The following is a 19,534-nucleotide window of genomic DNA, read 5'->3' on the forward strand; positions in this document are numbered from 1 at the left end:
CGCGATGACGCCTTTAACGGCTGTTTTGATTCGCGCGGATAACAAGATTCCATTAGCCACGCCCGCTGACACCGGGCCAACGAAGAACTTTGAACCATGGCCACTATCCACGTAGACGGCAAAGAGCTCGAAGTCGACGGGGCAGACAACCTGTTACAGGCATGTCTGTCGCTAGGCCTCGATATCCCCTATTTCTGCTGGCACCCAGCCCTAGGCAGCGTTGGCGCTTGCCGCCAGTGCGCGGTCAAGCAGTACACCGACGAGAACGACAAGCGTGGTCGGATCGTCATGTCGTGCATGACGCCAGCTACCGACGGCAGCTGGATCTCCATCGACGACGAAGAAGCGAAAGTGTTTCGCGCCAGCGTCGTTGAATGGCTGATGACCAACCACCCTCACGACTGTCCGGTCTGTGAAGAAGGCGGTCACTGCCACCTGCAAGACATGACCGTGATGACCGGCCACAACGAGCGCCGTTATCGCTTCACCAAGCGTACCCACCAGAACCAGCAACTGGGCCCGTTCATTTCCCACGAAATGAACCGCTGCATCGCCTGCTACCGTTGCGTGCGCTTCTATAAAGACTACGCCGGCGGCACTGATCTCGGTGTGTTCGGCGCCCACGACAACGTGTACTTCGGACGTGTAGAAGACGGCACCCTCGAAAGCGAGTTCTCCGGCAACCTCACCGAGGTCTGTCCGACCGGTGTGTTCACCGACAAGACTCACTCCGAGCGCTACAACCGCAAGTGGGACATGCAGTTCTCGCCGAGCATCTGCCATGGCTGCTCCAGCGGTTGCAACATCTCCCCGGGCGAGCGCTATGGTGAACTGCGTCGTATCGAAAACCGTTTCAACGGTTCGGTAAACCAGTACTTCCTGTGCGACCGTGGCCGTTTCGGCTACGGCTACGTCAACCGCGAAGACCGCCCGCGTCAGCCAAAGCTGGCCAACGGCGCCAAGCTGACCCTCGACGAAGCGCTGGATAAAGCCGCCGACCTGTTGCGCGGTCGCAACATCGTCGGTATCGGTTCGCCCCGTGCCAGCCTCGAAAGCAACTACGCGTTGCGCGAACTGGTCGGCGCCGAGCACTTCTACTCCGGTATCGAAGCCGCTGAGCTGGAACGCATTCGTCTGGTCGTGCAGGTGTTGAAAGACAGCCCGCTGCCGATCCCGAACATGCGCGACATCGAAGACCACGATGCAATTTTCGTCCTCGGTGAAGACTTGACCCAGACTGCTGCGCGCATGGCCCTGTCCCTGCGTCAATCGGTCAAAGGCAAAGCTGAAGACATGGCCGACGCCATGCGCGTCCAGCCTTGGCTCGACGCTGCGGTGAAGAACATCGGTCAGAACGCTCTGAACCCGCTGTTCATCGCCAGCCTGGCTGAAACCAAGCTCGACGACATCGCTGAAGAATGCGTTCACGCAGCACCAGACGACCTGGCCCGCATCGGTTTCGCCGTGGCTCACGCCCTCGACGCCAGCGCGCCTGCCGTTGAAGGCCTGGACGCGCAAGCGCTGGAGCTGGCCAAGCGTATCGCCGATGCCCTGCTCGCAGCCAAGCGTCCGCTGATCATTGCCGGTACCTCGTTGGGTTCCAAGGCGCTAATCGAAGCGGCGGCGAACATCGCCAAAGCGCTGAAGCTGCGCGAGAAGAACGGTTCCATCAGCCTGATCGTGCCAGAGGCCAACAGCCTCGGCCTGGCCATGCTCGGTGGCGAATCGGTGGACGCGGCCCTGCAAGCGGTGATCGACGGCAAAGCCGACGCTGTCGTCGTGCTGGAAAACGATCTGTACACCCGTACCGACAAAGCCCGTGTCGATGCTGCCCTGAACGCCGCTAAAGTGGTGATCGTGGCGGACCATCAGAAAACCGCTACCAGCGATCGCGCGCACCTGGTTCTGCCAGCCGCCAGCTTCGCTGAAGGCGACGGTACGTTGGTCAGCCAGGAAGGCCGCGCCCAGCGTTTTTTCCAGGTCTTCGACCCGACTTACCTCGACGCGAGCATCCTCGTTCACGAAGGCTGGCGCTGGCTGCACGCCCTGCGCGCGACCCTGTTGAACCAGCCAATCGACTGGACTCAACTGGACCACGTCACCGCTGCGTGTGCTGCAAGCACTGCGCAACTGGCCGGCATCGTCAGTGCCGCGCCGTCCGCCGCGTTCCGTATCAAAGGCCTGAAACTGGCCCGCGAACCGCTGCGTTACTCCGGTCGCACCGCCATGCGCGCCGACATCAGCGTGCACGAACCGCGTACTTCCCAGGATAACGACACGGCGTTCTCGTTCTCCATGGAAGGTTACTCGGGCTCGGTCGAACCGCGTCAGCAAGTGCCATTCGCCTGGTCTCCGGGCTGGAACTCGCCGCAAGCCTGGAACAAGTTCCAGGACGAAGTCGGCGGTCATATCCGCGCTGGCGACCCGGGCACCCGCCTGATCGAAAGCACCGGTGACTCGCTGAACTGGTTCGCCAGTGTTCCTCGCGCGTTCAACCCGGCTCCGGGCACCTGGCAGGTTGTGCCGTTCTTCCACCTGTTCGGCAGCGAAGAGAACTCTTCCAAAGCCGCGCCGGTTCAAGAGCGCATCCCGACCGCTTACGTGTCGCTGGCCAAATCCGAAGCCGACCGCCTGGGTGTCAATGACGGCGCCATGCTCAGCTTGAACGTGGCCGGCCAGACCCTGCGTCTGCCGCTGCGCATCAACGAAGAGCTGGGTGCCGGTCTGGTCGCATTGCCGGCCGGTATCGCCGGCATTCCGCCGGCGATCTTTGGCAAATCCGTTGACGGTCTGCAGGAGGCAGCTCAATGACCTGGTTCACGCCTGAAGTGATTGACGTGATCATTGCGGTCCTCAAGGCCATCGTGATTCTGCTCGCCGTGGTGGTGTGCGGCGCGCTGTTGAGCTGGGTCGAGCGTCGTCTGCTCGCCCTCTGGCAGGACCGTTACGGTCCGAACCGCGTTGGCCCGTTCGGCGCGTTCCAGATCGCGGCCGACATGATCAAGATGTTCTTCAAGGAAGACTGGACGCCGCCGTTCGCCGACAAGGTTATCTTCACCCTGGCGCCGGTCGTGGCCATGAGCTCGTTGCTGATTGCCTTCGCGATCATCCCGATCACCCCGACCTGGGGCGTGGCGGATATCAACATCGGCATCCTGTTCTTCTTCGCCATGGCCGGTCTGTCGGTCTACGCGGTGTTGTTCGCCGGCTGGTCGAGCAACAACAAGTTCGCCCTGCTGGGCAGCTTGCGGGCCTCGGCGCAAACCGTGTCGTACGAAGTGTTCATGGGTCTGTCGCTGATGGGCATCGTGATCCAGGTCGGCTCGTTCAACATGCGCGACATCGTTGAGTATCAAGCCCAGAACCTGTGGTTCGTCATTCCGCAGATCTTCGGTTTCCTGACCTTCTTCATTGCCGGTGTCGCCGTGACTCACCGTCACCCGTTCGACCAGCCGGAAGCGGAACAGGAACTGGCCGACGGTTACCACATTGAATACGCCGGCATGAAATGGGGCATGTTCTTTGTCGGCGAGTACATCGGCATCGTGTTGATTTCGGCGCTGCTGGTGACCTTGTTCTTCGGTGGCTGGCACGGTCCGTTCGGTATTCTGCCGCAGATCCCGTTCATCTGGTTCGCGCTGAAAACCGCGCTCTTCATCATGTTCTTCATCCTGCTGCGCGCCTCGATTCCGCGCCCACGGTATGACCAAGTGATGGATTTCAGCTGGAAGTTCTGCCTGCCACTGACCCTCGTCAACATGCTGGTGACCGCTGCGATCGTGTTGCTCAACACGCCCGCCGTCGCGGCTCAGTGAGGATAGAGAATCATGAAGTACATTTTTGACATCGTGCATGGCTTCTTCACCCAGCTTCGCAGCCTGGTGATGATCTTCGGCCATGCCTTCCGCAAGCGCGACACGCTGCAGTACCCGGAAGAAGCCGTGTACCTGCCGCCGCGCTTTCGTGGACGTATCGTCCTGACTCGCGACCCTGATGGCGAAGAGCGTTGTGTAGCCTGCAACCTGTGCGCCGTGGCGTGCCCGGTCGGTTGCATCTCGCTGCAGAAAGCTGAAACCGAAGACGGTCGCTGGTACCCGGAGTTTTTCCGCATCAACTTCTCGCGCTGCATTTTCTGCGGCCTCTGCGAGGAAGCCTGCCCGACCACCGCGATCCAGCTGACACCGGATTTCGAAATGGCCGAGTTCAAACGTCAGGACCTGGTGTACGAGAAAGAAGATCTGTTGATCTCCGGCCCCGGCAAAAACCCTGATTACAACTTCTATCGTGTTGCAGGTATGGCGATTGCCGGTAAGCCAAAAGGCGCCGCGCAAAATGAAGCCGAACCGATCAACGTGAAGAGCTTGCTGCCTTAAGGAAGAAAGATGGAATTCGCTTTCTATTTCGCATCGGGTATCGCTGTTGTGTCCACGCTTCGCGTGATCACCAACACCAACCCTGTGCACGCCCTGCTCTACCTGATCATTTCGCTGATTGCCGTGGCGATGACCTTTTTCGCCCTCGGCGCGCCGTTCGCCGGTGTGCTGGAAGTGATCGCCTACGCTGGCGCCATCATGGTGCTGTTCGTGTTCGTGGTGATGATGCTGAACCTGGGCCCGGCCTCGGTTCAGCAAGAGCGCGTCTGGCTCAAGCCTGGCATCTGGCTCGGCCCGGTCGCACTCGGCGCTCTGCTGCTGGTTGAACTGCTGTACGTGCTGTTCAGCCATTCCAGCGGTCAGGCCATCGGCCACACCACCGTAGACGCCAAGGCCGTGGGCATCAGCCTCTTCGGTCCTTATCTGCTGGTGGTCGAACTCGCCTCGATGCTGCTGCTCGCCGCAGCCGTCACGGCGTTCCACTTGGGCCGCAACGAAGCCAAGGAGCAATGACGATGCCTGCTATCCCTATGGAGCATGGCCTGGCGGTTGCCGGCATCCTGTTCTGCCTCGGTCTGGTCGGCCTGATGGTCCGCCGCAACATTCTCTTCGTGCTGATGAGCCTGGAGGTCATGATGAATGCCTCCGCACTGGCGTTCATCGTTGCCGGTAGCCGCTGGGCGCAGCCGGATGGACAGATCATGTTCATCCTGGTGATCAGCCTGGCAGCCGCCGAGGCCAGTATTGGCCTGGCGATTCTGTTGCAGCTGTATCGCCGCTTCCACACTCTCGATATCGACGCTGCCAGCGAGATGCGCGGATGAATCTTCTCTATCTGACTTTCGTATTCCCTCTCATAGGTTTCCTGCTGCTGGCGTTCTCACGCGGCCGCCTCTCGGAAAACCTTTCGGCCCTGATCGGCGTCGGCTCCATTGGTCTGTCGGCCATCGTGACGGCTTATGTGATCTGGCAGTTCAACGTTGCGCCGCCGGAAGGCGGTCACTACACGCAAGTGTTGTGGCAATGGATGGCGGTGGAAGGCTTTACGCCTAATTTCGCCCTGTACCTGGATGGTCTGTCCCTGACCATGCTCGGTGTGGTGGTCGGCGTCGGCTTCCTGATCCACCTGTTCGCGTCCTGGTACATGCGCGGTGAAGCCGGTTACTCGCGCTTCTTCGCCTACACCAACCTGTTTATCGCCAGCATGCTGTTCCTGGTGCTGGGCGATAACCTGTTGTTCCTGTACTTCGGTTGGGAAGGCGTGGGCCTGTGCTCGTACCTGTTGATCGGTTTCTACTACAGCAACCGTAACAACGGTAACGCGGCACTGAAAGCCTTCATCGTGACCCGTATCGGCGACGTGTTCATGGCCATCGGCCTGTTCATCCTGTTCCAACAGTTGGGCACGCTGAACATCCAGGAATTGCTGATCAAGGCGCCGGAGCACTTCAAGTCCGGCGACTTCTGGATCGTCATGGCGACCCTGATGCTGCTGGGCGGCGCTGTCGGTAAATCTGCGCAACTGCCGCTGCAAACCTGGCTGGCAGATGCGATGGCCGGTCCTACTCCGGTTTCGGCACTGATCCACGCCGCAACCATGGTGACCGCCGGCGTTTACCTGATCGCCCGTACTCACGGCCTGTTTGCCCTGGCGCCGGATATCCTGCACCTCGTCGGCATTGTCGGCGGCGTGACCCTGGTGCTCGCAGGTTTTGCCGCACTGGTCCAGACCGACATCAAACGTATCCTCGCCTACTCGACCATGAGCCAGATCGGCTACATGTTCCTGGCCCTGGGCGTTGGCGCGTGGGATGGCGCGATCTTCCACCTGATGACCCACGCCTTCTTCAAGGCGTTGCTGTTCCTTGCGTCGGGCGCGGTGATTGTTGCCTGCCACCACGAACAGAACATCTTCAAGATGGGCGGTCTGTGGAAGAAACTGCCACTGGCCTACGCCAGCTTCATCGTCGGCGGCGCGGCGTTGTCTGCCCTGCCTCTGGTGACCGCAGGTTTCTACTCCAAGGACGAAATCCTCTGGGAAGCGTTTGCCAGCGGCAACCACGGTCTGCTTTACGCAGGTCTGGTCGGCGCGTTCATGACCTCGCTGTACACCTTCCGCCTGATCTTCATCGCGTTCCACGGTGAAGCGAAGACCGAAGCGCACGCCGGTCACGGCATCGCTCACTGGCTGCCACTGTCGGTGCTGATCGTATTGTCCACCGCCATTGGCGCGATGATCGTTCCACCGCTGCACGGCGTGCTGCCGGAAAGCGTCGGCCATGCCGGCGGCGAAGCCAAGCACAGCCTGGAAATCGCTTCGGGCGCCATCGCCCTTGCCGGTATCCTGCTGGCCGCGCTGCTGTTCCTTGGCAAGCGTCGTTTCGTCACTGCAATCGCCAACAGCGGCATCGGCCGCTTCCTTTCGGCCTGGTGGTTCGCTGCCTGGGGCTTCGACTGGATCTACGACAAACTGTTCGTCAAGCCATACCTTGCGATCAGCCACGGACTGCGCAAAGACCCGCTCGACCAGACCATCGGTCTGATCCCGCGTATGGCCAAAGGCGGTCACACCGCCCTGAGCCGTACCGAAACCGGTCAACTGCGTTGGTACGCGGCATCCATGGCTGCTGGCTCCGTGCTGGTCATCGGCGCCATCGTGCTGGTAGCGGTCTGATATGAACCTTGCGAACTTGCGAAAGGAATTGAGCCCGTCATGATTCTGCCTTGGCTAATCCTGATCCCCTTCATCGGCGGCCTGCTGTGCTGGATGGGTGAGCGCTTCGGCGCTACCCTCCCCCGCTGGATTGCGCTGTTGACCATGACCCTGGAACTCGCACTCGGCCTCTGGCTGTGGGCCCACGGTAATTATTCATTTGCTCCGGCACCGGGTGCCGATCCGACCTGGGTGCTTGAGTTCAAGCACATCTGGATCGAGCGCTTCGGCATCAGCGTGCACCTGGCCCTCGACGGCCTGTCGCTGTTGATGATCCTGCTGACCGGTCTGCTGGGTATCCTCTCGGTACTTTGCTCGTGGAAAGAGATCCAGCGTCACGTTGGCTTCTTCCACTTGAACCTGATGTGGATCCTGGGCGGTGTCGTCGGCGTGTTCCTCGCCCTCGACCTGTTCATGTTCTTCTTCTTCTGGGAAATGATGCTGGTGCCGATGTACTTCCTCATCGCGCTCTGGGGTCACAGTTCTTCGGACGGCAAGAAAACCCGGATCTACGCGGCGACCAAGTTCTTCATCTTCACTCAGGCTTCCGGCCTGATCATGTTGGTGGCGATCCTGGGTCTGGTACTGGTCAACTTCAACGACACCGGCGTGATTACGTTCAACTACGCCGATCTGTTGAAAACCAAGATGTCGCTGACCACCGAGTACATCCTGATGCTCGGCTTCTTCATCGCCTTCGCGGTGAAACTGCCCGTGGTGCCGTTCCACTCCTGGTTGCCTGACGCTCACGCCCAGGCGCCGACAGCGGGTTCGGTCGACCTGGCCGGTATCTTGTTGAAAACGGCTGCTTACGGTCTGCTGCGTTTCGCCCTGCCGCTGTTCCCGAATGCCTCGGCCGAGTTTGCGCCGTTCGCCATGACCCTGGGTCTGATCGGGATCTTCTACGGTGCGTTCCTGGCCTTCGCACAAACCGACATCAAGCGTCTGATCGCCTACTCTTCCGTTTCCCACATGGGCTTCGTGTTGATCGGCATCTACTCCGGCAGCCAATTGGCGCTGCAGGGCGCGGTGATGCAGATGCTGGCTCACGGTCTGTCGGCCGCGGCACTCTTTATCCTCAGTGGTCAACTGTACGAACGTACCCACACCCGCGACATGCGTGAAATGGGTGGCCTGTGGTCGAAGATTGCTTACCTGCCGGCCGTCAGCCTGTTCTTCGCAGCCGCGTCCCTGGGCTTGCCGGCTACCGGTAACTTTGTGGGTGAGTTCCTGATCCTGATCGGCACGTTCCCGAGCGCTCCATTGATCACTATCCTCGCGACGTCCGGTCTGGTGTTCGGATCGGTCTACTCGCTGATCATGATCCACCGTGCCTACTTCGGCCCGTCCAAATCGGATGCGGTGCTGCATGGCATGGATGGTCGCGAACTGATCATGGTGGTCGGTCTGGCAGCGTTGCTGATTTTCATCGGCGTGTACCCGCAACCGTTCCTCGATACCTCTGCTGCGACGATGCATGGCGTGCAGCAATGGCTCGGCACCGCCTTCACTCAACTCGCTTCGGCCCGGTAAGAGCGCTATGGAATTCACGACTCAACACTTTATCGCGCTTGCGCCGTTGTTGATCACCAGCGCCACGATCATCGTGGTGATGCTGGCGATCGCCTGGCGCCGCAACCACTCGCAGACCTTCCTGATTTCCGTGGCGGGTCTGAACCTGGCGTTGCTGTCGATCCTGCCAGCCCTGAAAGTCGCGCCTCTGGCCGTGACTCCATTACTGCAGATCGACACCTTCGCTTGCCTGTACATGGCGCTGATCCTGGTCGCCACCCTCGCCTGTGTGACCCTGGCCCACGCCTACCTCGGCGATGGCGGTTCGGGTTACCCGGGCAACCGTGAAGAACTTTACCTGCTGATCCTGATGGCCGCCGCCGGTGGCCTGGTACTGGTCAGCGCGCAGCACCTGGCCGGGTTGTTCATCGGTCTGGAACTGCTCTCGGTACCGGTCTACGGTCTGGTGGCGTATGCCTTCTTCAACAAGCGTTCGCTGGAAGCCGGTATCAAGTACATGGTGCTGTCGGCTGCCGGTTCCGCGTTCCTGCTGTTCGGTATGGCCCTGCTCTACGCCGACTCCGGTAGCCTGAGCTTCGTTGGTATCGGCCAGGCCCTGGCCGCCACCGGCCTGCCAAGTTCGCTGGCTCAACTGGGCCTGGGCATGATGCTGATCGGTCTGGCGTTCAAGCTGTCGCTGGTACCGTTCCACCTCTGGACCCCGGACGTTTACGAAGGTGCTCCGGCACCGGTGGCGGCGTTCCTGGCCACCGCTTCGAAAGTCGCCGTGTTCGCGGTGATGGTGCGTCTGTTCCAGATCTCGCCGGCGGCGAGCAGCGGTGTCCTGAGCGACGTGCTGACCATCATCGCCATCGCGTCGATCCTGTTCGGTAACCTGCTGGCACTGACCCAAAGCAACCTCAAGCGTCTGCTGGGTTACTCGTCCATCGCTCACTTCGGTTACCTGCTGATCGCCCTGGTGGCGAGCAAGGGTCTGGCCGTGGAAGCCATCGGCGTGTACCTGGTCACCTACGTGATCACCAGCCTCGGCGCGTTCGGCGTGATCACGCTGATGTCCTCGCCGTACAACGGCCGTGATGCGGATGCCCTGTACGAATACCGCGGCCTGTTCTGGCGCCGTCCGTACCTGACCGCCGTACTGACCGTGATGATGCTGTCCCTGGCCGGTATCCCGCTGACCGCGGGCTTCATCGGCAAGTTCTACATCATCGCTACCGGTGTCGAGTCGCACCAATGGTGGCTGGTCGGTTCCCTGGTACTGGGCAGCGCCATCGGCGTCTTCTACTACCTGCGCGTCATGGTCACCCTGTTCCTGATCGAGCCGAACCTGCGTCGCCACGATGCGCAACTGCACTGGGAACAACGCGCAGGCGGCGTGATGCTGCTGGCCATCGCTGCACTGGCGTTCTTCCTCGGTCTGTATCCGCAGCCGTTGCTGGTCCTGGTTCAGCAGGCCGGGTTGGCGGGTTGATCGCTTAGGCGGTACTGGGTAGAAAACAGAAACGGCACCTTCGGGTGCCGTTTTTGCGTTCAGGCCTTCACAGTTTCTTCACCATAGGCACGCAGGCCAGTCGAAGGCCTGAGGGTGAATGGTAAATCGCAGGTTCCTCCCCGCCGTAACCACAGCGTCGATAGAAATCGGCAGCATTCATCGTCGCATCAAGACACACCTCGGTCAGTCCCAAATCCCGCGCCAGATCTTCAAGAAAACACAAAACACGCTTGCCCAGTCCGCAATGCATGAAATCCGGGTGAATGAAGATTGCGCCGATTTCACGGTGCTCCAGATCGAGCATGCCGGTCGCCACGGGCTTGCCCTCAACGCAGCCCAGATAGAAGTGCTTGTCCATTAGCGTGTCGTAACCGTCTTCGGCCGAGCCTTTGGTCCAATCGAACATTTGCTGCTCAGTGTAAGCGCCGACGCATTGATGCGGGATGGCGAGTCGCCGAATGTCGAACGCTATCTGGGCATCGTCCGGGGTGGCTCTTCTGATCTCGAACATTTCTCTCTCCATGAGCCATGTGCGGACGGGAATGAAAAAGCCCCGTCCATTTCTGGCGGGGCTTTGGGTACACGTCAAATGACAAACACGTATGACCTTATGGCCCGCCGGAAGCGGTCATAGAGGAGCACATCATGGTCATTCGATATTGGGTATTCATGGTTGGACAGTGCAGTGGATTGTTCCGACACGTCAATCGAAGCCGCCAAATGCGACTGGCGCCTACATTGGAATGGTGTGCGCTCTGTAGGAGCTGCCGCAGGCTGCGATCTTTGGTCTTCAATGCCCTCTTCTTTCTAGGAATTTGCCTGCAAAGCGGTGAGTAATGGCTGACATTCCGCAGAAGGCATTTGCCGCTAAATTTGAAGATCACCTATCGAGTGGAGATCCAAGAACCATGAAGCGGACTATTTTTTCAGAGTTGATGGATGGCCTCGATGCGTTAGCCAAAGAACGCCGAGGCAAAATCACCTTGAAAAAAACGCGTGTTAAACGGATCGGCGCCATGAAGGGCAAACTCGTATTTCCAAATGACATCGATACCTCTCTGTCAGACAGCCAGCTAGATACCTACGAAAGGTAGAAGCCACATCTGCGTACATGGATCTATCAGACCCACCCTGACCAATAATGAAATGGCTACCCCCGCCGCCCCCTGCAATCGCGAGCAGGCTCACTCCCACAAGAGTTGTGCCGGTCACAAATGCTGTGAACACCGAAGATCATTGTGGGAGCGAGCTTGCTCGCGATTGCAATGGATCAGGCGCCAAAGAAAACGGCACCTTACGGTGCCGTTCGCATTTCAAAGTCCAGCTGTTTACTTACGCGCCGCCTCCCACGATTTCAGCAGTTCGGCATAGCTCACGGTTTCACCCTTAGGTTTCTCGTTCGCCAGTTTCGGCTTCGGCGCACCCGGCTGGTCAAGCCAGTACTGAGCATCCCGCTCCGGGTTCATTTTCGGTCCGCAGACCGGTTGAACCTTGGAGCGTTCCAGACGGGCCATGATCGCGTCCTGATCCTTGGCCAGACCGTCCAGCGCCTGTTGCGGGGTTTTCTCGCCGCTGGCGGCTTCGGCGATGTGGCTCCACCACAGTTGCGCCAAACGCGGATAGTCCGGCACGTTGGTCCCGGTCGGGGTCCATTGCACGCGGGCCGGGCTGCGGTAGAACTCGACCAGGCCGCCGAGTTTCGGTGCCAGGTCGGTCATGGCTTGCGAGTTGATGTCCGACTCACGGATCGGCGTCAGGCCGACGATGGTTTTCTTTAGCGATACGGTTTTCGAGGTCACGAACTGCGCATACAGCCAGGCCGCGAGTTTTTGCTTCTCAGGCGTGGACTTGAGGAAGGTCCAGGAACCGGTGTCCTGATAACCGAGCTTCATGCCCTCTTCCCAGTACGGGCCTTTCGGCGACGGCGCCATACGCCATTTCGGCGTGCCGTCAGTGTTCATCACCGGCAGGCCCGGTTTGGTCATATCGGCGGTAAACGCGGTGTACCAGAAAATCTGCTGGGCGATGTTGCCCTGGGACGGCACAGGGCCGGACTCGGAGAAGGTCATGCCCGCCGCTTCCGGCGGTGCATATTTCTTCAGCCAGTCGACATACTTGGTGGTTGCATAGACCGCCGCCGGGCCGTTGGTGTCGCCGCCGCGGGTCACACTGGAACCGACCGGATGGCAGTCTTCGACGCGGATGCCCCACTCGTCGACCGGCAAGCCGTTGGGAATGCCTTTGTCGCCAGCACCGGCCATGGAGAACCAGGCATCGGTAAAGCGCCAGCCGAGGGACGGGTCTTTCTTGCCGTAGTCCATGTGCCCGTAAATACGCTTGCCGTCGATTTCCTTGACGTCTTCGCTGAAGAATTTGGCGATGTCTTCATAGGCCGACCAATTCACCGGGACGCCCAATTCGTAGCCGTACTTCTCCTTGAACTTGGCTTTCAGCTCTGGCCGTTCGAACCAGTCGGCGCGGAACCAGTAGAGGTTGGCAAACTGCTGGTCGGGCAGCTGATAGATCTTGCCGTCCGGCGCGGTGGTGAACGAGATGCCGATGAAGTCTTTGATGTCCAGGGTCGGCGAGGTGTAGGCCTTGCCTTCGTTGGCCATCAGGTCGGTGATCGATTCGGTTTTGCCGTAGCGAAAGTGCGTACCGATCAGGTCCGAGTCGTTGACCCAGCCGTCATAGATGTTCTTGTCCGATTGCATCTGGGTCTGCAGCTTTTCCACCACGTCGCCTTCCTGCAGCAGGTCGTGGGTCAGCTTGATCCCGGTGATTTCGGTAAAGGCCTTGGCCAGCGTTTTGGATTCATATTCGTGGGTCGCGATGGTTTCCGAAACCACCTTGATGCTCATCCCGCGAAACGGCTCGGCGGCCTTGATGAACCACTTCAACTCCTCGAGCTGCTGCTCTGGGGTGAGGGTGGACGGTGTGAATTCGCTGCCAATCCATTTCTTCGCGGCGTCTTCATAGGCATCCGCCCACGCCGCAGCGCTCAACCCGCTGAGTGCCAGCATGGCTGCCAATGAAACGCTATGTCGCAGCTTATTGTTTTTGTCGAACATAGAGACCTCCTTTTAGGGTTTCGGAGCAACTTTGCCGAGCGATTCGACTAGCCCCAACGCATCACAGCCAACAGCCACACCAGGGACAACGCGGACGCTACCCAGATGCTCCAGTCGGTGACGCCGATTACCAGCAAATGCAGGTAGGCGCTGCCGAGAAGACCGATAAACAACCGATCGCCACGGGTGGTGGCAATCGGCAACAAACCACGCCGAAGAATGCTCGGCGAACGCAATTCCCAGGTCGTCATTCCCACCAGAATCAGGCCGATGACGATAAAGAACGCTGCTGTGGGGGTGGTCCAACTCATCCATTCCATCATCAGCTCCTCAGACCCGGCCCAGGGCAAAGCCCTTGGCCACGTGGTTGCGAACAAACCAGATCACCAGCATGCCTGGCAGAATGGTCAACACCCCCGCCGCCGCCAGCACGCCCCAGTCAATGCCGGACGCCGAGACCGTGCGCGTCATCACCGCCGCGATCGGCTTGGCGTTGACCGAGGTCAGCGTTCGCGCCAGCAGCAGTTCGACCCAGGAAAACATGAAGCAGAAAAATGCGGTGACACCGATCCCGGAGCCAATCAGCGGAACGAAAATCTTCACGAAAAACTTGGGGAAACTATAGCCATCAATGTAGGCCGTTTCGTCGATCTCCTTGGGCACGCCGGACATGAAACCTTCGAGGATCCACACCGCCAACGGCACGTTAAACAGGCAGTGGGCCAAGGCCACAGCGATGTGGGTGTCGAACAAACCAATCGAGGAATACAGCTGGAAGAACGGCAGCAAAAACACCGCCGGTGGCGCCATGCGGTTGGTCAGGAGCCAGAAGAACAGGTGCTTGTCGCCGAGGAACCGATAGCGCGAGAACGCATACGCCGCCGGCAATGCCACGCTCAGCGAAATCACCGTGTTCAGGCTCACGTAGTACAGCGAGTTGAGGTAACCGGTGTACCAGGCTGGATCGGTGAAGATCACCTTGTAGTTGGCGAAGGTAAAATCCTGCGGAAACAGGGTCAGGCCGCTGAGGATTTCGGTATTGCTTTTGAAGGACATGTTCAGCAACCAGTAGATCGGCACCAGCAGGAACAGGATGTAGATCAGCAGCGGGATAAGCTTTCTCTTGCTCATGGCGGGCCTCAGCGGTTGGCGTCAGAGTGAGTCATGGCGGTGTAGAACAGCCAGGACACCAACAGGATGATCAGGAAGTACACCAGCGAGAAAGCCGCCGCCGGGCCGAGGTCGAACTGCCCGATCGCCATCTGCGTCAGGGTCTGACTGAGGAAGGTCGTGGCATTACCCGGCCCGCCACCGGTCAACACGAATGGCTCGGTGTAGATCATGAAACTGTCCATGAACCGCAGCATCACCGCGATCAGCAACACGCTCTTGAGCTTGGGCAACTGGATATGTCGGAAAACTGCCCAGGCCGACGCGCGATCAATCCGTGCTGCCTGGTAATAGACGTCTGGAATCGCCCGCAGACCGGAGAAACACAACAGCGCCACCAACGACGTCCAGTGCCAGACGTCCATCACCAGCACCGTGACCCAAGCGTCCATGGTGTTGGCCGCGTAGTTGTAGTTAAGGCCCATGGCCTTGAGGCTTGCGCCGAGTAAACCAATGTCGGCCCGGCCAAAGATCTGCCAAATGGTGCCGACCACGTTCCACGGAATCAGCAATGGAATTGCCAGAATGATCAGCACCAGCGACGACCAGCGGCCCTTGGTCGGCATGGTCAGGGCGATGGCGATACCCAGCGGAATTTCGATCAGCAACACACAGCCCGAGTAGATGAACTGGCGCAGCAACGAGTCATGCAGGCGCGGATCGAGCAGCACTTGCCGGTACCAGTCGGCGCCGACAAAGTAGCGGCTGGACTGGTCGAAGATGTCCTGCACCGAGTAGTTGACCACGGTCATCATCGGGATCACCGCACTGAACGCCACCAGCAAAAACACCGGCAACACCAACCACCAGGCCTTGTTGTTCTGCACCTTGTTCATGGCTGCGTCTCCAGCAGGTAATCGTCGGCATACACCATCAACCACTGGGCCGGGAAGCTGATGTAGGCGGTTCCTTCAGGCACTGGCTTGTCTTCGGCCAGGCGCACTTTCAGCGGCGCGCCGTCGAGGTTCAGGGTCATGATCTTGTAGGTCCCGAGGTCTTCGACGTGTACGACCTGAGCCTGCATCGCGTCATCAAAGGGTTCGTCCCACACATGGATGAACTCCGGACGGATACCGACCTTCAGGGTGTGCCACTCGGATTCGGCGACGCGTTGCTGTTGGGCGTCCGACAGCGGTAAATGGGTCGACGCAAAACCGACACCGCCTGGTTGCGGCTGAACGTCGATCAGGTTCATCCCCGGACTGCCGATGAAATAGCCGACAAAGGTGTGACTCGGTCGCTCGAACAGTTCTCGCGGCGTACCGAATTGCACAATCTGCCCGCCATACATCACGGCAATCTTGTCGGCGAAGGTCGAAGCTTCGAGTTGATCGTGGGTGACGTAGACCATGGTGATGTTGAACTGCTCGTGGATCTGCTTGAGCTTGCGCCGCAGCTTCCACTTCAGGTGTGGGTCGATCACCGTCAGCGGTTCATCGAACAGGATCGCCGAGACGTCATCGCGCACCAACCCACGGCCCATGGAGACTTTCTGCTTTTCATCCGCCGTGAGGTTGCGCGCCTTCTTGCTCAGCAACGCCTGGAGGTCGAGGACTTCGGCGATTTCCTGCACCTTGCTGTGAATTTTCGCCTCGGCCATGCCCTGATTGCGCAGCGGAAAAGCCAGGTTGTCGAACACCGTCATGGTGTCGTAGACCACCGGAAACTGGAAAACCTGAGCGATGTTGCGCTTCTCCGGGGTCAGGTCGTTGACCACTTTGTTGTCGAACAGCACCTGCCCCTGGGACGGACTGAGCAATCCGGAAATGATGTTGAGCAAGGTCGACTTGCCGCAGCCCGATGGCCCGAGCAAGGCATAGGCACCGCCCTGCTCCCAGACGTGATCCATCTCGCGAATCGCGTAATCCTCGGGGCCGCTCGGCGTGCGGGTGTAACTGTGCGCGAGGTGTTGCAAACGTATTTCGGCCATCAGGCAACCCTCGCGATACGGCGACCGGGCGCCTGGACCAGCTGCCCCTGCCTATCGAACACAAACAATTTATGGGTCGGGATATAGATGCGAATTGGCGCATCGACGTCGTATTCGTGGACGCCCGGCAGGTGCAGCACCAACAAAAAATGCTCGTTGCGCACATGGAGGAAGGTTTCCGAACCGCTGATCTCGGCCACCTCGACGGTCACCGCCAGCTCCAGATCATCGTCGTTGCTCGGCACCAGCGAAATATGGCTGGGCCGCACGCCAAAGCGGAACTCGCCCTCGCCCACCGGCCGCAGATCGACGTTCAGCGGGAAGTGCACGAAATTGGCGAAACTGACTTCGTTGCCGGCGATACGCCCCGGCATCAGGTTGATCGGCGGCTCGGAGAACAGCTCCGCCGCCAGTACGGTTTGCGGCTGGTGATAAACCTCGGAAGACTTGCCACTCTGAATCACCCGACCTTCGTGAAGAATGGTGGTGGTACCGCCCAGGGCCAGGGCTTCGTTGGGTTCGGTGGTGGCGTAGATGGCGATGGTGTGGTGAGCCTTGAACAGCTCGCGCATTTCCTGACGCAGTTCTTCGCGCAGTTTGTAGTCGAGGTTCACCAGCGGCTCGTCGAACAGGATCAGCTCGGCGTCCTTGACCAGCGCCCGGGCCATCGCCGTGCGCTGTTGCTGACCACCGGAAAGTTCGAGGGGATGGCGCTGGAGGAATTTCTCGATGCGCAACATCTTCGCAGTTTCCAGCACTTTGCTCTGGATCAGCTCATTGGACACTCCGCCTTGGCGCAACGGCGAGGCGATGTTCTCGAACACCGTCATGGTCGGGTAGTTGATGAACTGCTGATAGACCATCGACACGTTGCGCAAACGCACCGGGCGCTGGGTGACGTCGACCCCGTTCATCAGGATGCGACCGCTGTCGGGCTTGTCCAGACCGGCCATCAGGCGCATGAGACTGGTTTTGCCGGAGAGCGTGCGCCCGAGCAAAACGTTAAAGGATCCGGCTTCGAAACTAAGGCACGCATCGTCGATCCAGGTCTGGCCCTCGACGGTACGGCTGACGTGCTCCAGGGTTAATGACATGGCTCGGCCTTTTTTATTATTTGGAGTCAAGCGACCGAAGCGATAGAGCGACATTCGTGCCAGAAATTGCAAGCCTTTGATCCAACTTGAAAATCCTTCAAATGGAGTAGCAACCGCATTCGTTGCTGAACAGAAATGAACAACCGCGGCTGAACAATTGAACAATCCAACCGTTGACAATGAACAATAGTGAACAACACTCTACGGATGCTTTTGGCTCGCAAAGACGAGCGCATAACAAAAACAACAAAGCATTTTCAGAGATCGACTGCCATGGTCGTACCCGCCTCGCCGCTCTCCCACGACGCCATCATCCAGGACTCCTGGTCCCGCTGCCGCGCGTTCGGTCTCAATCATCAGAGCGCCCCGGCGTTCGACCAACTGCCGGCCGAGGGCATCGCGCAATTGCTGGAGAGTCAGCACTCACTGGTACAAACCACCCATCAGGAAGTGCTGCCGTATTACGAGAACATCCTGAGCAACTCCAACTGCCTGATCATGCTCGCCGACAATCAGGGTCAGGTGCTGACGTCCTGGGGCACTCAGCGTTTTATCGAGCCGAGCCTGACCCGCGGTTTCAGCGCCGGCGCCAGCTGGATGGAACGGTGCAGCGGCACCAATGCGATCGGCACCGCGCTGGCCTGCGAGCAGGCGGTGCACATCGAGCACGATGAACATTTCCTCAAGGCCAACCGTTTCATGACCGGTTCCGCCGCGCCGATTTTCAATGCCGAGCGCAAGGTGATCGCAGTGCTGGATGTGTCCAGCGACAGCTACCTGCCGCCGTCCCACACCCTCGGCATGGTCAAGATGATGAGTCAGACCGTGGAAAACCGGCTGATCCTCAACCTGTTCCATGGTCAGCATTTCCAGCTGACCTTCAACACTGGGCTGAACAACCTCGACAGCCAATGGGCCGGGCTGCTGATTTTCGACGAGACTGGCCAGGTGCTGTCGGCTAACCGCCGGGCCGACAATCTGCTGGGCATCAGCCTGTCGCGGGTCAGCGTCGAAAGCCTGTTCAAGGTCTCGCTGCTGGAACTGCTGAACCAGCCGGACGGCCTGCCCTTCGCCTTGCAAACCTCGGGGCGCAACCGCTTCCAGTGCCTGTTGAAGCGGCCGAAACAGGCCGCAATTCAGGCGAGAGTGTTTGCCGAACCCACGGTGGCGGCACCGGCAGCGATCAACCTCAATACCCTGCATTTCGGTGACAGCCGCGTGGAAAAAGCCGTGCGCCAGGCCGAGCGCTTGCTGGAAAAAGACATTCCGTTGTTGATCCACGGCGAAACCGGGGTCGGCAAGGAGGTCTTCGTCAAAGCCCTGCATCAGGCCAGCTCTCGAAGCAAAAAACCATTCATTGCTGTCAACTGTGCAGCCATCCCCGCCGAACTGGTGGAATCCGAGCTGTTTGGCTACGAGAAAGGCGCGTTCACCGGCGCCAGCCAGAAAGGCAGCATCGGGCTGATCCGCAAGGCTGACAAAGGCACTCTGTTCCTTGATGAAATCGGTGATATGCCGTTGCCGACTCAGGCTCGACTGCTGCGAGTGTTGCAGGAGCGTTGTGTGCAACCGGTGGGCAGTAGCGAGTTGTTCCCAGTGGATATTCGCATCATCTCGGCTACCAACCGCTCATTGCGCGAGCAGGTTCAGCTCGGGCGGTTTCGTGAAGATCTCTATTACCGGATTGGAGGTTTGACGCTGGAGTTACCGCCGCTAAGGGAACGCAGCGATAAACAAGCACTGTTCAAGCGCTTGTGGGAGCAACACCGTGAGCCGAGCCAGTGGGCTGGATTGAGCCATGAGGTGATGGAGTTGTTCAGCCGCCATCCGTGGCCGGGGAATCTGCGCCAGGTCAGCAGTGTGATGCAGGTGGCGCTGGCCATGGCCGAGGAACAACCAGTGCGGCCGGAGCATTTGCCGGATGATTTTTTTGTGGATATGGAGATGGAACCCGTGGATACGCCAGAGCCACTGACCGTCGACCTCAATGATGCAGAGGATTTGAATCGGCAGTTGCAGGCGGCTGGGGGGAATATTTCGCACCTGGCGCGGCGGCTTGGGGTTAGCCGAAATACTCTTTATAAACGGTTGCGCCAGGCCGAGTGACGAGCGAGCCGCAGCTGACTGATCGTTCCCACGCTCCGCGTGGGAATGCAGC

The 19,534-nt window shown here is 59.4% G+C and carries 17 protein-coding genes; 10 read left to right on the top strand and 7 right to left on the bottom strand.

Features of this window, described 5'->3' with window-relative positions:
* The first annotated feature begins 96 nt into the window (after positions 1–96).
* Genes nuoG through nuoN form a run of 8 tightly spaced genes read left to right on the top strand, consistent with a single transcriptional unit; the run spans position 97 to position 10,090 of the window.
* A complete protein-coding gene (nuoG, locus tag ACYZT0_RS15295) occupies positions 97–2,811 on the top strand; it encodes an NADH-quinone oxidoreductase subunit NuoG (RefSeq protein ID WP_462041947.1) in 2,715 nt (904 codons plus the stop codon).
* Positions 2,808–3,815, top strand: a complete 1,008-nt coding sequence (nuoH, locus tag ACYZT0_RS15300) for an NADH-quinone oxidoreductase subunit NuoH (protein WP_462041948.1) — start codon at positions 2,808–2,810, stop codon at positions 3,813–3,815. Before nuoG ends, nuoH begins: the two co-directional genes overlap by 4 nt.
* A gap of 12 nt (positions 3,816–3,827) precedes the next feature.
* Complete coding sequence (gene nuoI, locus ACYZT0_RS15305) at positions 3,828–4,373, top strand: NADH-quinone oxidoreductase subunit NuoI (protein WP_218192018.1); 546 nt, start codon at positions 3,828–3,830, stop codon at positions 4,371–4,373.
* Between the two features lie 9 nt (positions 4,374–4,382).
* On the top strand, positions 4,383–4,886 hold the full coding sequence (nuoJ, locus tag ACYZT0_RS15310; protein ID WP_348058466.1) for an NADH-quinone oxidoreductase subunit J: 504 nt from the start codon (positions 4,383–4,385) through the stop codon (positions 4,884–4,886).
* A 2-nt stretch (positions 4,887–4,888) separates the two neighbouring features.
* A complete protein-coding gene (nuoK, locus tag ACYZT0_RS15315; RefSeq protein ID WP_007946416.1) occupies positions 4,889–5,197 on the top strand; it encodes an NADH-quinone oxidoreductase subunit NuoK in 309 nt (102 codons plus the stop codon).
* Positions 5,194–7,047 (top strand): NADH-quinone oxidoreductase subunit L, encoded by a 1,854-nt coding sequence (gene nuoL, locus ACYZT0_RS15320; RefSeq protein ID WP_462041949.1) that lies wholly within the window; start codon positions 5,194–5,196, stop codon positions 7,045–7,047. The genes nuoK and nuoL overlap by 4 nt, the downstream gene beginning before the upstream one ends.
* 39 nt (positions 7,048–7,086) lie before the next feature.
* Positions 7,087–8,619: an NADH-quinone oxidoreductase subunit M gene (gene nuoM, locus ACYZT0_RS15325; RefSeq protein ID WP_129436914.1), complete on the top strand. Its 1,533-nt coding sequence runs from the start codon at positions 7,087–7,089 to the stop codon at positions 8,617–8,619.
* A 7-nt stretch (positions 8,620–8,626) separates the two neighbouring features.
* Positions 8,627–10,090: an NADH-quinone oxidoreductase subunit NuoN gene (gene nuoN, locus ACYZT0_RS15330; RefSeq protein WP_008146054.1), complete on the top strand. Its 1,464-nt coding sequence runs from the start codon at positions 8,627–8,629 to the stop codon at positions 10,088–10,090.
* 67 nt (positions 10,091–10,157) lie between these two features.
* On the opposite strand, the gene ACYZT0_RS15335 is transcribed toward nuoN, so the two are convergent.
* The gene (locus ACYZT0_RS15335; protein WP_462041950.1) at positions 10,158–10,622 is read right to left on the bottom strand and encodes a GNAT family N-acetyltransferase; all 465 of its coding nucleotides are present in this window, start codon (positions 10,620–10,622) and stop codon (positions 10,158–10,160) included.
* A gap of 325 nt (positions 10,623–10,947) precedes the next feature.
* On the opposite strand from ACYZT0_RS15335, the gene ACYZT0_RS15340 reads away from it, so the two are divergent.
* On the top strand, positions 10,948–11,205 hold the full coding sequence (locus tag ACYZT0_RS15340; RefSeq protein WP_462041951.1) for a hypothetical protein: 258 nt from the start codon (positions 10,948–10,950) through the stop codon (positions 11,203–11,205).
* A 234-nt stretch (positions 11,206–11,439) separates the two neighbouring features.
* Here the strand turns inward: ACYZT0_RS15340 and ACYZT0_RS15345 are convergent, their stop codons facing one another.
* The 6 genes from ACYZT0_RS15345 to ACYZT0_RS15370 are packed head-to-tail and all read right to left on the bottom strand — an operon-like array spanning position 11,440 to position 17,376.
* On the bottom strand, positions 11,440–13,182 hold the full coding sequence (locus ACYZT0_RS15345) for an ABC transporter substrate-binding protein (protein ID WP_462041952.1): 1,743 nt from the start codon (positions 13,180–13,182) through the stop codon (positions 11,440–11,442).
* 47 nt (positions 13,183–13,229) lie between these two features.
* Entirely contained in the window at positions 13,230–13,502 is a 273-nt protein-coding gene (locus tag ACYZT0_RS15350; protein WP_449644666.1) for a DUF2160 domain-containing protein, read from the bottom strand.
* Positions 13,503–13,512: 10 nt separating this feature from the next.
* On the bottom strand, positions 13,513–14,313 hold the full coding sequence (locus tag ACYZT0_RS15355) for a carbohydrate ABC transporter permease (protein WP_017339615.1): 801 nt from the start codon (positions 14,311–14,313) through the stop codon (positions 13,513–13,515).
* A gap of 8 nt (positions 14,314–14,321) precedes the next feature.
* Entirely contained in the window at positions 14,322–15,188 is an 867-nt protein-coding gene (locus tag ACYZT0_RS15360; RefSeq protein ID WP_283180876.1) for a carbohydrate ABC transporter permease, read from the bottom strand.
* The gene (locus tag ACYZT0_RS15365; protein WP_462041953.1) at positions 15,185–16,282 is read right to left on the bottom strand and encodes an ABC transporter ATP-binding protein; all 1,098 of its coding nucleotides are present in this window, start codon (positions 16,280–16,282) and stop codon (positions 15,185–15,187) included. Before ACYZT0_RS15365 ends, ACYZT0_RS15360 begins: the two co-directional genes overlap by 4 nt.
* Complete coding sequence (locus tag ACYZT0_RS15370) at positions 16,282–17,376, bottom strand: ABC transporter ATP-binding protein (protein WP_461970117.1); 1,095 nt, start codon at positions 17,374–17,376, stop codon at positions 16,282–16,284. The genes ACYZT0_RS15365 and ACYZT0_RS15370 overlap by 1 nt, the downstream gene beginning before the upstream one ends.
* Positions 17,377–17,649: 273 nt before the next feature.
* On the opposite strand from ACYZT0_RS15370, the gene ACYZT0_RS15375 reads away from it, so the two are divergent.
* The gene (locus ACYZT0_RS15375; protein WP_462041954.1) at positions 17,650–19,482 is read left to right on the top strand and encodes a sigma-54-dependent Fis family transcriptional regulator; all 1,833 of its coding nucleotides are present in this window, start codon (positions 17,650–17,652) and stop codon (positions 19,480–19,482) included.
* The last annotated feature ends 52 nt before the right edge of the window (positions 19,483–19,534 follow it).

This window comes from Pseudomonas sp. ZS1P83 (assembly GCF_054897825.1).

What these genes read in the sequence shown, in the direction of transcription:
- nuoG (WP_462041947.1), top strand. Translation starts at nt 97, where the DNA reads ATGGCCACTATCCACGTAGACGGCAAAGAGCTCGAAGTCGACGGGGCA.
- nuoH (WP_462041948.1), top strand. Translation starts at nt 2,808, where the DNA reads ATGACCTGGTTCACGCCTGAAGTGATTGACGTGATCATTGCGGTCCTC.
- nuoI (WP_218192018.1), top strand. Translation starts at nt 3,828, where the DNA reads ATGAAGTACATTTTTGACATCGTGCATGGCTTCTTCACCCAGCTTCGC.
- nuoJ (WP_348058466.1), top strand. Translation starts at nt 4,383, where the DNA reads ATGGAATTCGCTTTCTATTTCGCATCGGGTATCGCTGTTGTGTCCACG.
- nuoK (WP_007946416.1), top strand. Translation starts at nt 4,889, where the DNA reads ATGCCTGCTATCCCTATGGAGCATGGCCTGGCGGTTGCCGGCATCCTG.
- nuoL (WP_462041949.1), top strand. Translation starts at nt 5,194, where the DNA reads ATGAATCTTCTCTATCTGACTTTCGTATTCCCTCTCATAGGTTTCCTG.
- nuoM (WP_129436914.1), top strand. Translation starts at nt 7,087, where the DNA reads ATGATTCTGCCTTGGCTAATCCTGATCCCCTTCATCGGCGGCCTGCTG.
- nuoN (WP_008146054.1), top strand. Translation starts at nt 8,627, where the DNA reads ATGGAATTCACGACTCAACACTTTATCGCGCTTGCGCCGTTGTTGATC.
- ACYZT0_RS15335 (WP_462041950.1), bottom strand. Translation starts at nt 10,622, where the DNA reads ATGTTCGAGATCAGAAGAGCCACCCCGGACGATGCCCAGATAGCGTTC.
- ACYZT0_RS15340 (WP_462041951.1), top strand. Translation starts at nt 10,948, where the DNA reads ATGGCTGACATTCCGCAGAAGGCATTTGCCGCTAAATTTGAAGATCAC.
- ACYZT0_RS15345 (WP_462041952.1), bottom strand. Translation starts at nt 13,182, where the DNA reads ATGTTCGACAAAAACAATAAGCTGCGACATAGCGTTTCATTGGCAGCC.
- ACYZT0_RS15350 (WP_449644666.1), bottom strand. Translation starts at nt 13,502, where the DNA reads ATGGAATGGATGAGTTGGACCACCCCCACAGCAGCGTTCTTTATCGTC.
- ACYZT0_RS15355 (WP_017339615.1), bottom strand. Translation starts at nt 14,313, where the DNA reads ATGAGCAAGAGAAAGCTTATCCCGCTGCTGATCTACATCCTGTTCCTG.
- ACYZT0_RS15360 (WP_283180876.1), bottom strand. Translation starts at nt 15,188, where the DNA reads ATGAACAAGGTGCAGAACAACAAGGCCTGGTGGTTGGTGTTGCCGGTG.
- ACYZT0_RS15365 (WP_462041953.1), bottom strand. Translation starts at nt 16,282, where the DNA reads ATGGCCGAAATACGTTTGCAACACCTCGCGCACAGTTACACCCGCACG.
- ACYZT0_RS15370 (WP_461970117.1), bottom strand. Translation starts at nt 17,376, where the DNA reads ATGTCATTAACCCTGGAGCACGTCAGCCGTACCGTCGAGGGCCAGACC.
- ACYZT0_RS15375 (WP_462041954.1), top strand. Translation starts at nt 17,650, where the DNA reads ATGGTCGTACCCGCCTCGCCGCTCTCCCACGACGCCATCATCCAGGAC.